Raw genomic sequence first — 14,240 nt, 5'->3', positions numbered from 1 at the left:
GATCGGGGCGCCCGCTGCGGCGCACGGTCGGCAGGCCCGCATCAGACATAGAAGAGGTGAAGGATCATGGGTGAACAAGCCATCCTGCAGGTAGGAAGGCTAACCGGCGGTTACAGTGTCAACAAGCCGGTGCTGCACGGCGTTGACTTTGAAGTCGGGCCGGGCGAAATGGTGGGACTGATCGGTCTTAACGGAGCCGGTAAGAGTACTACCATGAAACATATTCTTGGGCTGATGTCGCCCAAGGAAGGCGAGGTTCGAATCGGCGGTTCTCTGCTGAAAGACGATCCCGACCGCTACCGTTCTCTATTGGCTTTCGTACCGGAATCTCCCGTATTGTACGAAGAGCTGACGGTACGCGAACATATGGAATTTACGGCGAGAGCTTATGGCGTCGACCATGCCGTTTTCGAAGAGCGCGCAGAGCGTCTGTTGAAGCTTTTCTACATGAAAGATAAGGAGCACAGTCTCTCTTCGCATCTGTCGAAAGGGATGAAGCAAAAAGTAATGATCATGTGCGCTTTCATCGCACGGCCGCCGCTGTATGTGATCGACGAGCCGTTTCTCGGCCTGGATCCGCTCGGTATCCGCGACCTGCTGGAGTATATGGTCGAAGTGAATCGCGAAGGTGCTTCAATTTTGCTCAGCTCGCATATTTTGTCGACGATCGAAAATTATTGCGACCGCTTCGTTATTCTGCACAAAGGACGTATTATCGTGCAGGGAACGCTTGAGGATATCCGCAGCGCGTCGAACATGCCGGGCGCTTCGCTTGAAGATATGTTCGATCGGCTGGTTCGGGCGGAAGGCGCCGGAGGCATCCAATGACGGGGCCGGACAATAAGCCGGACGGCCAGGAGCGAAGCAGATCCGGTGAAATCCCAGTAGGAAGCGCCGAAACTTCTTCGAATCGGAACGCGCACACGCCTTCGGAAGTCTCCAAAGGCGGAGGCGGAATTCCGCCGGAAGGTGCCCGCTTCGCTTCGGATCGGATACCTCCGATCGCAAGCGGCCTGCCTTGGCAGCCCGGCACAATTGCACCGATGACTGCCGAGGGGATGGCCGCGCTGCGCGGCAAGCGGCGTTCGGTCTTTCTTGGACGCATCCTGCCTTATATGCCTTATATTATCCAGAGCGGCCTTGCCGTTACGGTTCTGCTGCTGCTGATTATGTTCTCGGCGTGGTATACGTCCATTCTTCAGGATATGCCGGAAGGGCTGCCAATCCGCTGGATTTTGCCGGCGCTGCTCTTTCCGCTTGCGGCCTGGAGCAGTTTTCGGACGTACATGCAGTCAGCCGACACTGTATTTCTGCTGCCGCTGGAGACGAAAATGCGAGCTTACTTTGCACCGGCCTGGCGCAGTGGAGTCGTCTACAAACTGCTGCTGATTTGGCTGGTACTGTTGGTAGCCTGGCCGATCTATATTCGGGTTCAGCCGAACGATCATGCAAATCTGTGGCTAAGTCTGCTGCTTCTGCTCGGTCTGAAGCTTTTGTTCGCTTATGGGGCATGGCAGGAGCATCGAATGGTATCGTCCCGGCAGGCGGATGGTTTTGCACTGCTGCGCTGGCTTCTGTCGGCCGCAGCGATGCTGTCCTGGTTCTGGCTGACCCTGCCGTACGCTGTACTGTCACTGGCTATTGGTGCGGCGCTGTACGCTCTGCTGCTGCGAATTCCGGCCAAACACCGGGTGCCGTGGGAGCGTCTGATCGCGGTTGAGCGGGCACAAGCAGGACGCGCTATGCGAATGCTCGGCTGGTTCGTCGATGTGCCGACACAGGACCCGCGCGTATACCGCCGCAGCTGGCTGTCTGGCGCTGGCAGGTCTATCCCGTGGAAGCAGGAAGAAGCTTACCGATTCCTGCTGACCCAATCGTTTATCCGGGGAGATCTGCTGGGTATGGCCGCGCGCTTGGCAGTAGTCGGTTTCATTCTGCTGCTGTTGGCCCGCGTATCTTGGCTGGGTATTGCTCTGCTGCTCTTGTTTATCTTCATGATCGGCGTACAGCTGAATGGACTGCGGCGTATCCACTCCGATTCGCTATGGCTGTCGCTGTATCCTATCCCCGAAGATTCGCGCCGCCGGGCGGGATTGCATCTGATGCTGCGCGTGTTGATCGCCGCCGCCGTCTTCATGTGGCTGCCGTTTCTGCTTACACTGCCTGAGAATCCGATGCTGGCACTCGGCGCGCTCGCAGCGGCTCTTGTACTGGCCTGGCTGATGAGAAATTCCGCTGCCCGGAAGTGGAGCAAGCTGGAGGGTGAAGACGACTGATTTCGCTTTTTGAATTCGAGAGTTGTGAAGAAATTGGATATATTAGAAAAAACCTGGACACATAGGTGTCCAGGTTTTTTCTTTATTCTGTTCTCATAAACGAAAATGTAGTTATACACATATAATCGGATCGATCATTTCCATCATGAAGGAGCGTCGGCGATGAGTAATAGTAATAGAGAAAAGCTGTTGGACGATTTTGGACAATGGATCGGAGAAGTACGCGAGATGGAAAGCAAGGGAGAAGCTTTTTGGGATCGTCCGCTTGGAGAAGGCAAATGGACGATTCGAGAGATGGTTGCGCATATCGTGGAATGGGACTGTTACTTTTATGAGTATGCGGTAAAAAAGACGACGGTCGGCGACACTCCCGCGATAAAGCCTATGGATGATGAGGAGTTTAATGCAAAGGCGGCGGCCGTAGGCAAAATGATGTCTGCAGGCGAGCTGACCGCTAGGGCTTTTTCTGTTCGAACGGCGCTTCTGGAGGCAATTGGGAATATGTCTGAAGAGCGTTATCTGCAAGTTTTCACTCAACCGAATGGCCAGAAATTTCAGGCCGAGCAGTACCTGCAAGATTTCATCTGGCATGACCGTCATCATCTGACGCAGGTCAAGGAGCTGGAGAGGCTGACGACGCCAACAAGCTGACGAAATAGGGTGCCTTGCCGCACGGTAAAAAGATCGCTGGACCGAAAAAAGGCTGCTGAACTGAAAAAGGCAGCTGAATCGAAAAAGGTCGCTGAATCGAAAAACGTAAAAATACCGTCGAGGTACAAGACCTTGACGGTATTTTTATTTGTTTGATTCAACAAATGAATAGTTAATTGGCAAAAACAATCTTATTCTGTCTTTGCATTCTGCAGCTCGACTGCCGCTTGATACGTGAGGTCGAACAAATCTTCCAGGTTCTCTTCCGCGATGCAGGAGAACGCAATACGCAGATCACTCTCGCCGAGGGCAATCGTGCCCACACCGTACTCATGCAGCAGACGCTGGCGCAGCGCTTCGGCTTGAATCCCTTCATTGAGCTTTAGGCACATGAAGTAGCCGGAGTTGAACGGATAATAGGTCCAGACGCCTTGATATTTACCGCTGTCGAGCAGCGATTTGACCTTGTTTGCCCGGCCTTTCATAATCAGGAATTTCTCCTGCTTCTGCTCTTCGAATTCCGGAGATTTCAGAGCGTCCAATACAAATGTCTGCGACGGGTGAGGGCCGCTGGAGATCGTAGCGCGGATCATGCCCATCGTTTTCTGTTCCAGTCCAGCCAGCACGTCGGGGCTGTCGGACGCAAACGTGATGAATCCGACACGGAAGCCCCATACGAATTCTTCTTTCGTCGCGCCGTCGATTTTGATCGGCAGAATACGGGGATGCAGGCCGGCCAGCTTGCCGAACAGCGATTCATGCAGCGACTCCTCGAAGAACAGGCCGAAATAGGCATCGTCGGTCACGACAACCAGATTAATGCCGGCTTGCGCCGCTTCGAGCAAAGCTTCGACAATCTCGTCGCCTTCCTGTACGCTCGGCGTGTAACCGGTCGGATTGTTCGGGAAGTTCAGCGGCACGATGGCTTTGCCTGCTTCTTTTTGCTCCAGCAGCGCTTTGCGGAACGCTTCCGTATTAAATTTCATTTCTTCCGTGAACAGCTCGTAGTTGACGATTTTCGCACCACGGCGAATACCGAAAGTCAGCTCGTAGTTTTCCCAGTTTTTGTCCGGATATACGATAGCATCACCCGAATCGGCGAACAGGTCGGCTACGATACTGAGTCCGTGCGTCAATGCATTCGTGACAATCGGATTGCCAAACGCTTTGCCTTCGAGCGAAGGGTTCTCGCGGATCATCTTTTCGCGCCATGCGGCACGCAGCTCCGGCTTGCCCGCTGGAGGCGCGTAGCCGTACAGATCTTTCGGGCTGTAGGCCGAAAGCTTGTCCTGAATCACGTTCAAGTGCATCGGTCCGCCATTTTCTGTAGCAATACCGATCGTAGCGTTGTATTTCTTGGCATGAGCCGTCGCTTCGGCAGACTGGCTCAAAATGCCTTCTTTTGGGAAATAGATTTCCCGTCCGAGTCCCGACAGCATGTCATGGACGTGCGCGTTTCCCGTTTTAATCTTCTCGTTCCATTGTTCAGCCATTGGGTTCATTGTGAGTCGTCATCCTTCCAAACTGAATTGCGTCAATTATAGCATCCTCCCCCGGTGCCGTCACGGAAAATGCCCGGATTTCTAAAGGTTTTTCTATGTGTTTGTGTATGGTGTTTGCCGAAATCGCTTGCGAATGTCTTTTCTGTGCGCATAAGCTGTATTCCGAATGTTTTAGCTTTCGTGTTACCTTTTTGTGCGGAAAGTCATTTAACAGGCTGTATCGCCTTCCGCCGTTCCTCAAGCGCCATTGAAAATTAGAGCTGCTTAGTGAAGCGTCTTCGCTCTGCGGACAGCGATTCAAGAGGAATGCGCAGCGTGTACATTTACCTGTACAGTAAGATTACAAGTCGGGACTCACGTCATAGCTGCATATGGCAGGCGGATAGGTAACGTAAAAGGAGGAATGGACATGGGCATGATCGGACACTTGAAGCGCATACCGGAGCAGAGGCTTTCGTCGTTGATTCATGGAGGAGAGGATCTCTATGCCTATATACACGGAGAAGAAGGCGAAGAGCTGGATCTCGACAAATCCTGGCAGGGCCTGCATTATTTGCTCTGCGGCGATCCTTATGGAGGTGAAGGGCCTCTGTTTGATGCTTTGATGGGTGGCAGGCCGCTGAATGAGGGCGAAGAGGAAGATATGATTGTGCGGTATCTGACGCCTGATCAGGTTCGTGACGTGGCAGAGGCGCTTGAGAGTATAGAGCGGAAAGATCTGGCCAGAGGCTTTGAGCCGGACGATATGAACGAATCAGGCGTTTATCCGGCTCCGGACTGGAACGAAGAAGGCGAACTGGATTATCTGCTGGACTACTATGAACCGATGCGTAATCATTACCGTTCAGCCGCGGAGGCGGGCGAAGGTATGCTGATTTATGTAACTTAATTCTGTACGGCGAAGATGCTATACCAGCTTGCGAAGCTGCAGGCACTTCGCAAGCTGCGCTGCAACTGCGTCGTTTGTTCCAAACGCATCATTTATTTCTGAAGTGATAGGTCACGAACGAAAAAGATCAAGCCTTTTGGCTTGATCTTTAAAACGTTGGAGAAGAACCAAAAGAAAGGACCGAAAGAATTGTGGCATTGGCGCCTTGGCGACACGTTCTATAAGTCCTATTCTACGGCGTGCAGTAAACTAAGAATCGACTTTATATTGAGTTCAACTGCTTCACTTCAAGTTGAAAACTGGGTTGGAGCATTGGAAAAGTCATTTGAAAGCTGGACTTGGGTGTTGAAAGAAGCTCTTGAAAAAAGCTCTTGAAAAGATGAGCCTGGGTGTTGAAAAAGTTTTAATTTGAAAAGTCGATGATTTGCATATAGGCGCTAATCCGAATATCAGAAATGAATTTGAAAGTGGATGATATGCGGCAGAATAAAAATAAGTGCGGATATACACTTATTTTCTTAGGTTTTGTATTTTTTAACGAAATAAGTGTGCTGATACACTTAACTAATCTCTTTTTCGGATTTTCTTTGCTTTTGGTTCAAAATAATTGTATCCATGCACTTATTTCAACGTCCGACCCTTTTTCTTCCGAAATAGTTGTACATATGCACTTATTTTGAAAAATGCAGCATTTCCGCCGCCGCCTTAAAGCATCCTGCCTGCGGACTAGAGTATTTCTGCCGTCGGCTCGAAGCATCCTGCCTGCGGGATGCTTCGAGCCGATCCTGCCTTAGGGTCACGGTGATTCCCGGTCAGCTGGCGGTTTCTTCGATTTGCCGAAGCAGCTGCTGCAGCGGATCGCCGCTGTCAGCAGCATTCATTCGGGCGATATAAAGGTCGCGCTTACGCTGCAGGACGTCGAGTTTCGAAAGAAACTCAGCGTCGTTCCAGTTCTCTTCGTCGATCACTTCGGCGTAGCCGGCACGAACAAACGAGTCCGCGTTCAGAAGCTGATCGCCGCGGCTCTGCTTGCGGCCAAGCGGGCACAGCAGCATGGGCTTGCCCAGCGACAGAAATTCGAAGATCGCGTTCGACCCTGCGCGGCTGAATACGAGGTCAACTGCTGCTAGTATGTCCGGCAGCTGCTCGTTCACGTATTCAAATTGGCGGTACCCTGCGCGATCTTCAAGCTGCGGATCGAGTCCGTTCCGGCCGCATAAGTGCACGATGTCGAATTGTTCAAGCAGAGCATCCAGATTGCGGCGCAGATTGTCGTTCAAGGCGCGGGAACCCAGGCTGCCTCCCGCAGCCAGGAGCAGCGGCTTGTTTCCCGTGAATCCCAGGAATTGCAGGCCGCGAGCTGCATCGCCGCTCTTCAGTTCCGGACGGACGACTGATCCGATCTGCACGGCTTTGCCGGATTTGACCGAAGCGGCGGTCTCGGGAAAGGTCGTGCAGAGCGCCGATGCAAACGGCAGAGCCAGTTTGTTGGCGAGTCCGGGCGAATAATCGGACTCGTGGATCAGCGAGGGAACACGGTTCATCCAGGCGCCCAAAACGACAGGCACGGAGACAAACCCGCCTTTGGAGAAGACGACGGATGGCTTTAATCGGCGGATCAACCGACGCGATTGGCCAACGCCTTTCAGTATGCGGAAAGGATCGGTGAAATTTTGCAGCGAGAAGTAACGGCGCAGTTTGCCGGTGGCGATCGCATGATAGGAAACGCCGGGCAAATTTGCGATCAATTCTTTTTCAATACCGTTCTCTGAACCGATATAATCGATCGACCAGCCCTGCTCCCGGAGAACGGGAATAAGAGCCAGATTGACCGAGACGTGTCCGGCCGATCCGCCCCCGGTAAGGACGATTCGTTTAGGTTGATATAGACGGACATTTGAAGTTGAAGTCATAGCGGATAGAGGTCTCCTTTATTCAAGCAATTCAAGCAATTCAAGCAATTGGACTAACTTCATCATCTAGCTGCCGAATACTTCAAGAAGAGAGTTATCAGGCCTTCCAGATGCAAGCTCTCCAGATGCAAGCTCTCCTGCCAGATGCAAGCTCTATTGTACGTTCCGGTATGTAAAAAGCCAAGCGGCCAGCCCCGTAATTGGGGCCAGCCGCTTTTTTTGCTGTGTACAGGCGGGAATTTGAAATTGCGCTGCTGCCTGCTGTTACTTCAGAATCAGCAGTCGATCGTCGTTCGGGCCCGGAGTTCCGCCCGACGTATTGTTGGTCAGCACGTAGATTCGGCCGTTGTGCACTGCCACATCGCGAATACGTCCTTCACCGGTCAGCACATCGGTCATCGTCTTGGTGATCGGGTCGAATTCCTTCAAGCTTTCGCCTCTCAGCGTCGCAACGAGAATCTTGTTATCCGACGTTGCCGCGATGCCCGACGGCGCAATCGCTGCAGCACCGGTCACATAGTACGGTGAGATCATGCCCGGAGCGGTCTCGGTTCCCTGGATGACCGGCCAACCGTAGTTGCCGCCCGGAGTAATGATGTTGATCTCGTCAAGGCCCGTCGTATCGACGCCGTTGCCGCCCGGGATCGGAGCACCGCTCGGTCCATGGTCGGAGGCATACAGCGTACCGCTTGATGTCCAAGCCAGCCCCTGTGAGTTGCGCAGTCCATACGCGTAGACATACGAATTTTTGATCGGATTGTCCTTCGGAACATTTCCGTTTTTCGTCATGCGCAGCACTTTGCCGCCTAAGCTGGAGAGATCTTGAGAATGCTCGCGCCGGTTGGCGTCGCCCGAAGTACTGTACAGCATGCCATCGGGACCGAATGCCAAGCGTCCGCCTTCATGAATACGTCCGCCCGGAATACCGGACACCAACTCCTTCTGCTCACGCCACACTCCATGCATTAGCTTGACTTTGACGATTCGATTGAAGCCTTGGCCCTTTTCTTCGTAGGCGTGATAGATGTAGGCATATTTGTTTTTCGCAAAGTTAGGGTCGAGCACAAAACCGGTCAGGCCGGCTTCACCGACAACCCGAAGAGGTTTTTTTGTGCGAACTTCCTGCACGGTCTGCTTGCCGTTTTTAAGTTCGACGATTCCGCCTCCACGCTGAGTGATATAAACGGTATCTCCTGCAAATTGCATCGACCATGGCACCTTCAGATTTGTTGCCGCTGCGTCATAACCGCCTTGCAGCGAATCGACCAGACTTGAAGATTTCACCGTTGTGTTCGCTTCCGCAGCCGAAGACACCGATGCGCCGAGCAGCACCGGTTGTGAAGCCTCTGCAGTCAGAACGGAAGCTCGCTCCATCGTTTGCTCTACCTCCCGCTGGTCCGCCGCATAAGCGGAAACCGGCAGAGCAAGCAGCAGAGCGGCAGTTAATGCTTTTCCTTTGGTGTTCAGAATAGGCATGATTTTCCTCCTTCTCCATTTTTAATTTTTTACCCCGTGATTGGGTGGTTAATCGTTTTCGGAAAAAAATCATGAAAAGAATGGATGGAAGTCAGGAAAAAATGAAAAAAGCCAGAAAAAGGAGCAGAAAAGTTTTGAGTGCTACTTCAGTAGAAGTAGACGATCATCTCTTTCGCCGGGAGAACCCCGTCCGTCGGTATTACTTGTAATGACGTAGATCTGTCCATTCCTGACCGCTACATCGCGAATACGTCCGACGTCGTTCAGAATTTCAGTCATTTCGTTCGATGCCGGGTCGAATTCCATTAAGCTTTCGCCGATCAGATTGGCAACCAGCACTTTACCGTCGGGCGTCGCGGCAATTCCGGAAGGCGCAATCGCTTCCTCGCCGGTGTGATAGAGCGGAAGGGTTAGACCTTCTCCCGTCTCGTCGCCCATAACGTTAGGCCAGCCGTAATTGGCGCCCGGAGTGATCTTGTTCATCTCGTCATGCCCGCCGGGATTGCCGCTCGGACCGTGTTCGGACGCATACATTGTGCCGTCTGCAATCCAATCGATGCCCTGCGAATTGCGGTGGCCGTACGAATAGACATAGGAGTTTTCAAACGGATTGTCTTCCGGCACTTCGCCATCTGGAGTCATGCGCAAAATTTTGCCCGCCAAGCTCTCCTTATCTTGAGCAGAGCTTTCCTGCTGCGCATCGCCGGTCGTTACATAGAGCATGCCGTCAGGACCGAATGATATTCGGCCGCCGTCATGTACATAAGCGCCTGGAATATCATCGAGCAGTACAGCCGTTTCGCTCCAGTTTGATCCGGAAGAATCTTCCTTGATTCGGATCACCCGATTTCGCATGCCGTCATCCCGTCCATAGGTGTGGTAGACGTAAGCTTCGCGGGAATCCGCAAAGTCCGGTGCCAACACAAATCCGAGCAGCCCCGCTTCGCCTTCCTCGAGCACGCGGGCGTTCATCGTAATCGACTGTTCGGTTTGTTCACCGTTTTCGACTTTGACGATCGAGCCGCCGCGAAGCGTCAGGTAAACGGTCTCGCCGTCAAACTGGATCTCCCAAGGTGTATCAAGGTTGTCCGCCAGCGTTTCCGTGTCGCCGGTTAAGCTCGCGGTTACGCTGGCGTCATTTGTACCGGAAGCTGTAGGTTCACTTTCCGTATTGTCGGTGTCCGCCGCGTCTGTGTCATCATTAGTTTCGGCTCCCTGATCCAATTCGTCCGCTGCATTCGGCATCTGAACAGGAGATTGCCCGCTGGGCACCGAACCGGCAGGTGCACCAGTCTGACCGCCGCAGGCCGCAAGCGGCAGCGCCAGCAGTAGGACGGACAGCTTTTTCCAGTAGTTATGCACATCGACTCCCCCTTTTTAATTTTGATTCGATTCTGATTTCAATTTTGATTCCAATTTTGATTTTAAGTAATTCCATAATCGATATAGGTTTTTTTACCCTTAGATGCTGTACCCAATCGGATTTGAAGCGATTTGGAGCTGCGTCTTTTGCATTTGGTGGAAGAGCAGCAGGGTGGTAAAATAAAGTGTACGATATCTATCGGTTCACAAAATTCGATTTGCAAAAGGCTGTTCATCTTGACTATGTATGCTGGAGGGTAAATATATGTCCGAATTCGAACGCATTAGTGATCATATTTATGTTATGCACGCCGAGCATACGACCGACCGGCCGCTTCTGGCCGCCGTAGCGGGAAGCAGCCGGACGCTGCTGATCGACGGTGGGAATTCGGCGGTTCATGCCGCGGCTTTCCGCGAATATCTGGAGAAGGAAGGGGTGCGCGCGCCGGATATGATGGTGCTGACGCATCATCACTGGGATCATTCCTTCGGTCTAGCCGAGTGGAGTCTGCCTACGATTGCGCAGCGCCAAACGGCCAACATTCTGCGCAATTTCTCAGAACTGGAATGGAATGGGGAAACCTTGGAGCGCCTGATCGCGGAAGGTGTTATTAGCGAGCGCACCAAAGCCGATATGCTTGCAGAGTATGAAGGAGATTTGAGCCGTATTCGGGTAGAAGGACCCAATATTGTTTTCGAACGTTTTATTGACGTCGAACTGGGCGATCTGACCTGTGAAATTCGTTATGTGGGAGGCGATCACTCGGCCGATTCCTGTGTCGTATATGTCAAAGAGGAAGGAACATTGTTCCTCGGTGACGCGCTGGCGCCTTCCGTTTACGGAGGTCCAATGAAATATACGACGGGTAAGTTCCTGGCGCTGCTCGATACTGTCTTTGCATACGGTGCAAACGTACTGGTCGAATCGCATGGTCGTCCGGTATCACGTGAAGCGTTCTATAACGATGTGCGGCGTTACGAGCAGTTGGCCCGTTTGGTACTGCGTCATGGCCGGGATCGAGAGGCGGTCGAGCGGGATTTGTATACAGAGCTTGAGCTTCCGGAAACTGAAGCGCTGCCGAATGACATGACCGAAGCGATCACATATTTCATGAATGGTTTGGAGCAGTAGGCACACTGAAGTATGGTTTTTCGAATAATATAAGAGTTGGAAAAAGAGAGTGAAAGCAGAGAAAAAGCAGAGTAACAGTCAGCAAAAGCAAAAGCAAAAGCAAAAGCAAAAGCAAAAGCAAAAGCAAAAGCAAAAGCAAAAGCAAAAAAAGGCCGTATCCGGGGCGATTATTTCGCGGGATACGGCTTTTTGCTGCGAATGATGAGAAAATCACTTTAAACAAAACATTTGCTGCGGGATGCTTAATAGACTCCGCAGGAGGAGAAAGAGTTGCATGTTAAAGGTTCGTTCAATTATGCCCGGGCATAGGGACTGCTCTCCAGCGTATTCAGCATGCCGTCTCCAGCCGGCAGTCCCAGCGATTCATAGGCGATCAGCAGTGCGCCGGCAGCTGGGGTCAGACGGGGTTCTATCCAATCAAAACGGCGGCCAGGCTGGGAGCAGACCAGTTCCTGCAGCCCGTTTAGGAAATAGTCACTGCTGGCTACACTGCCCGTTTGCGAAATCGGAATATCAGGTCCGTCAAAGAAAGCGGCCAGCATATCCACTCCGACGCCGATCTGCCGCAGCGCTTCATCGCAGACGCGAACGGCGATCGGAGAACCTGCTTCCGCTTCGCGGGTAACGACCGGTGCGAACATTCCGAAGAGTCGGTCCTGCCGATCATGGTCAAGCCCGAAGCTTCGACTGGCGGACTCGGCCAGCTCTCGCAAATTTGCGGCTCGGAAGAAGCGCAGCATATCGCGTACAAGGATGCCATCGCCTGGTGTTTCGCGTCCGGCAAGCACATCGTACAGCGCCTGATAGGCGAGGAAACGGGCTCCGCTGGCGGCGTAATGACCAAAGTCATAGTTGCGCAGCCATTGTCCGCGTTCGGTCCGAGCCAGCAGAATCGATCCGGTACCGGAGGAGATGAGAATACCGGGCCCTCCGGTCAGCGCTCCACGATGAGCGATAATCGCATCGTTAACAACCTGACAGGGGCATTCAAGCCCGAACCCGGAAGCCAGGCGCTCTGCCCATGATTTATCTTCGTCGTCGTCCAATCCTGCAACGCCTACAGCGAGAAACATAACATTGCTGGATTCACAGCCTGCCTGAACCAATGCCTCGCGCATTTGGGCAAGCAGAAGAGTCGTATCGCTCCGCTGTCTTGGAGGCAGATCGGTATCCGTTTTGACGAAAGCTCTAACGCGGCCGGTAAGATCGGCAATCATGATCCGGATGTAGGTGCCGCCCATGTCGATGCCTGCAACGACAGAATCTGCATTAATTTTTCCCAGCATGGAGAGCCTCCTTATTGATCAATCGTCGTATTGGAAATCGCGGCTTATCGCTAAGTGATATGTAGAGTCGGAGCAATTAGAAGAATTGTAACCGCTTTTCTCTTCTTCATCAAACTTTCATCTTGCGAAAGAGGGTTAGTCATGACGGCAATGAATTTTTATCCTAGAATGAAATAAAGATGACGAGTACGGTTTTCTGTTAAAAAGAGAGGCGGGATAGGGTGACGGATCTGGCAATGACTTGGTTGGCACATGCCGCCGAAGCATATGGGCTGGAAATCGTAGAACCGGCTGAGATGCTGCGAACAGGCAGTGATTCGATAGTGAAGATCAAGTCAACTCAGGGTGTTTTTGTGCTCAAAGGGATTCCAGAGGAATGTAAGTATGGATTTCGACATCTGAATGCAAAAAAAATGGAGATACAAGGGAAATGGTCGGAGGCAATGGCTGAAGAAGGATTGCCGGTTGTTCGACGGCTGCGCAGCTGCTCGGGGCAGTACTCAGCTGTTCTAGACAACGGACAGAGGCGATGGCTTACGACGCTTGAGCAGTATGCGGCTGGAGATGAGTTTACCTGCCGCGATCTTAATGATGTTCATTTGATCGGTATGCTGCTCGGCCAACTGCATAGAGTAAGTCTAGAAACAGAAATTTTTTTCGGTCACGGTACGAGTTGGAGTCTTTTCGGTGGAAATGCTACGGAAGAACTTGGAGATTACGATGAGAACGAGAAAAGCTTTACGGCGATGATCGGAGCGCTGAAGCGTGCAGAATGCCCCGCAGAATTGCTGGAGCGCATAAAAAAATTGTACCATGCGCGGAGAGCAGAAGTACAAAATATCTGGATGGAACTTCCGGCAGCTGCGGTGCAGGGAGATCTGTGCCCTTACAATATGACAAGAGGAAAAAGGGGAGAGATCGCAGGCTTGTTTGATCTGAACCTTGCGGGTGACGAGGTGCTGGTCGGAGAATTGTGTGCACTCCTGGCCTACTATGCTTCCTATCCTCCTCCTGATTCTCCAAGCGACAAAGTAATGCATGAACTGTTTCAAGCATATGTGTCGGAAAGGCCTCTGAAAAAGGAAGAGCTAAGCGTTGTTGAGCCGCTGATGCGGCTACTGCCTCCTTTTCGGTTTGATCGCGTAGCCCGTTTGAACCGGGAAATCGAAGTAGGAGGCAAGACTGCCGTCATTAGAGCGGCCGAAGAAACGATCGCTCTGCTGGAACAAAGTTATTCATCTATTCTTCAATTATCTTAGAGCGTCAAACCAGCTGCTTAACCATCAACGCATGCGGAATGCCGTCCTCGTCGAATACGCCGCCTTCACGAGAATAGCCCAGTTTGGTATAAAAGCCTTCCGCCTGTACTTGTCCGTGCAGCTTGGCTTTTTCTGCACCTGCTGCGCGGGCCAGCTCTTCCAGTTTGGCAAGAAGCAGGCGGCCAAGGCCGTATTTGCGGTAGGACGGCAGAATGCAAATCCGCTCCAGCTTGGCATATCCGTCGACAAAACGCAGACGCGACGTGCCGGCCGGGCGATCGCCTTCCAAAGCGATAATATGTCGGACTTCCGGACGGATTGCGTCCCATTGATCGAACTCGTCCGCAAGCGGTACTCCCTGTTCGTCGACAAACACGGTAACTCGGATATCTCTACAAAATTGAAGCTGCTCTTCAGTTGTAACTTCCAAAATACGGAATTGCATAAGATAACCTTCTTTCTGATATAATGGGAATGAGTGTTTGGCTGTTTGT

The 14,240-nt window shown here is 52.2% G+C and carries 13 protein-coding genes; 7 read left to right on the top strand and 6 right to left on the bottom strand.

Features of this window, described 5'->3' with window-relative positions; all coding sequences use genetic code 11:
• Positions 1-66: 66 nt before the first annotated feature.
• The 3 genes from F456_RS0109175 to F456_RS0109165 all read left to right on the top strand — a co-directional run bounded on the left by F456_RS0109175 (position 67) and on the right by F456_RS0109165 (position 2,927).
• The gene (locus F456_RS0109175) at positions 67-828 is read left to right on the top strand and encodes an ABC transporter ATP-binding protein (RefSeq protein ID WP_018976724.1); all 762 of its coding nucleotides are present in this window, start codon (positions 67-69) and stop codon (positions 826-828) included.
• Complete coding sequence (locus F456_RS0109170; protein WP_018976723.1) at positions 825-2,276, top strand: ABC transporter permease; 1,452 nt, start codon at positions 825-827, stop codon at positions 2,274-2,276. The genes F456_RS0109175 and F456_RS0109170 overlap by 4 nt, the downstream gene beginning before the upstream one ends.
• 162 nt (positions 2,277-2,438) lie before the next feature.
• A complete protein-coding gene (locus F456_RS0109165; RefSeq protein WP_018976722.1) occupies positions 2,439-2,927 on the top strand; it encodes a DinB family protein in 489 nt (162 codons plus the stop codon).
• 191 nt (positions 2,928-3,118) lie between these two features.
• Here F456_RS0109165 and F456_RS0109160 read toward each other — a convergent pair whose 3' ends face one another.
• A complete protein-coding gene (locus F456_RS0109160) occupies positions 3,119-4,429 on the bottom strand; it encodes an aminotransferase class I/II-fold pyridoxal phosphate-dependent enzyme (RefSeq protein ID WP_018976721.1) in 1,311 nt (436 codons plus the stop codon).
• Positions 4,430-4,838: 409 nt separating this feature from the next.
• Here F456_RS0109160 and F456_RS0109155 point away from each other — a divergent pair, with 409 nt between their 5' ends.
• Complete coding sequence (locus F456_RS0109155) at positions 4,839-5,318, top strand: YfbM family protein (protein ID WP_018976720.1); 480 nt, start codon at positions 4,839-4,841, stop codon at positions 5,316-5,318.
• Between the two features lie 812 nt (positions 5,319-6,130).
• On the opposite strand, the gene F456_RS0109150 is transcribed toward F456_RS0109155, so the two are convergent.
• From F456_RS0109150 to F456_RS0109140, 3 genes are all read right to left on the bottom strand, one after another.
• A complete protein-coding gene (locus tag F456_RS0109150; protein ID WP_018976719.1) occupies positions 6,131-7,231 on the bottom strand; it encodes an undecaprenyldiphospho-muramoylpentapeptide beta-N-acetylglucosaminyltransferase in 1,101 nt (366 codons plus the stop codon).
• Between the two features lie 264 nt (positions 7,232-7,495).
• Positions 7,496-8,707, bottom strand: a complete 1,212-nt coding sequence (locus F456_RS0109145) for a PQQ-dependent sugar dehydrogenase (protein ID WP_018976718.1) — start codon at positions 8,705-8,707, stop codon at positions 7,496-7,498.
• 141 nt (positions 8,708-8,848) lie between these two features.
• A complete protein-coding gene (locus F456_RS0109140) occupies positions 8,849-10,069 on the bottom strand; it encodes a PQQ-dependent sugar dehydrogenase (RefSeq protein WP_018976717.1) in 1,221 nt (406 codons plus the stop codon).
• Positions 10,070-10,334: 265 nt separating this feature from the next.
• Here F456_RS0109140 and F456_RS0109135 point away from each other — a divergent pair, with 265 nt between their 5' ends.
• Together F456_RS0109135 and F456_RS24535 are read left to right on the top strand one after the other, a co-directional pair.
• A complete protein-coding gene (locus tag F456_RS0109135) occupies positions 10,335-11,201 on the top strand; it encodes an MBL fold metallo-hydrolase (protein WP_018976716.1) in 867 nt (288 codons plus the stop codon).
• A gap of 49 nt (positions 11,202-11,250) precedes the next feature.
• The gene (locus tag F456_RS24535; protein ID WP_018976715.1) at positions 11,251-11,403 is read left to right on the top strand and encodes a hypothetical protein; all 153 of its coding nucleotides are present in this window, start codon (positions 11,251-11,253) and stop codon (positions 11,401-11,403) included.
• Between the two features lie 91 nt (positions 11,404-11,494).
• Here the strand turns inward: F456_RS24535 and F456_RS22210 are convergent, their stop codons facing one another.
• Positions 11,495-12,487: a BadF/BadG/BcrA/BcrD ATPase family protein gene (locus F456_RS22210; RefSeq protein ID WP_018976714.1), complete on the bottom strand. Its 993-nt coding sequence runs from the start codon at positions 12,485-12,487 to the stop codon at positions 11,495-11,497.
• Positions 12,488-12,708: 221 nt separating this feature from the next.
• Between F456_RS22210 and F456_RS0109120 the strand changes: the two genes are divergently transcribed.
• Positions 12,709-13,746 carry a phosphotransferase enzyme family protein gene (locus tag F456_RS0109120; RefSeq protein WP_018976713.1) on the top strand — a complete coding sequence of 346 codons (1,038 nt, stop codon included), beginning with the start codon at positions 12,709-12,711 and terminating at the stop codon, positions 13,744-13,746.
• Between the two features lie 4 nt (positions 13,747-13,750).
• On the opposite strand, the gene F456_RS0109115 is transcribed toward F456_RS0109120, so the two are convergent.
• Positions 13,751-14,191: a GNAT family N-acetyltransferase gene (locus tag F456_RS0109115; protein WP_018976712.1), complete on the bottom strand. Its 441-nt coding sequence runs from the start codon at positions 14,189-14,191 to the stop codon at positions 13,751-13,753.
• Positions 14,192-14,240 lie beyond the last annotated feature (49 nt).

The organism is Saccharibacillus kuerlensis DSM 22868, from assembly GCF_000378145.1.
Taxonomy (GTDB): domain Bacteria; phylum Bacillota; class Bacilli; order Paenibacillales; family Paenibacillaceae; genus Saccharibacillus; species Saccharibacillus kuerlensis.
The sequence above is the reverse complement of the archived record's forward strand: the minus strand, read 5'-3'. Positions and strand labels throughout refer to the sequence as shown.

Bases quoted from the DNA above. Each gene is read 5' to 3' on its own strand.
- F456_RS0109175 (WP_018976724.1), top strand. From the start codon at position 67: ATGGGTGAACAAGCCATCCTGCAGGTAGGAAGGCTAACCGGCGGTTAC.
- F456_RS0109170 (WP_018976723.1), top strand. From the start codon at position 825: ATGACGGGGCCGGACAATAAGCCGGACGGCCAGGAGCGAAGCAGATCC.
- F456_RS0109165 (WP_018976722.1), top strand. From the start codon at position 2,439: ATGAGTAATAGTAATAGAGAAAAGCTGTTGGACGATTTTGGACAATGG.
- F456_RS0109160 (WP_018976721.1), bottom strand. From the start codon at position 4,429: ATGAACCCAATGGCTGAACAATGGAACGAGAAGATTAAAACGGGAAAC.
- F456_RS0109155 (WP_018976720.1), top strand. From the start codon at position 4,839: ATGGGCATGATCGGACACTTGAAGCGCATACCGGAGCAGAGGCTTTCG.
- F456_RS0109150 (WP_018976719.1), bottom strand. From the start codon at position 7,231: ATGACTTCAACTTCAAATGTCCGTCTATATCAACCTAAACGAATCGTC.
- F456_RS0109145 (WP_018976718.1), bottom strand. From the start codon at position 8,707: ATGCCTATTCTGAACACCAAAGGAAAAGCATTAACTGCCGCTCTGCTG.
- F456_RS0109135 (WP_018976716.1), top strand. From the start codon at position 10,335: ATGTCCGAATTCGAACGCATTAGTGATCATATTTATGTTATGCACGCC.
- F456_RS22210 (WP_018976714.1), bottom strand. From the start codon at position 12,487: ATGCTGGGAAAAATTAATGCAGATTCTGTCGTTGCAGGCATCGACATG.
- F456_RS0109115 (WP_018976712.1), bottom strand. From the start codon at position 14,191: ATGCAATTCCGTATTTTGGAAGTTACAACTGAAGAGCAGCTTCAATTT.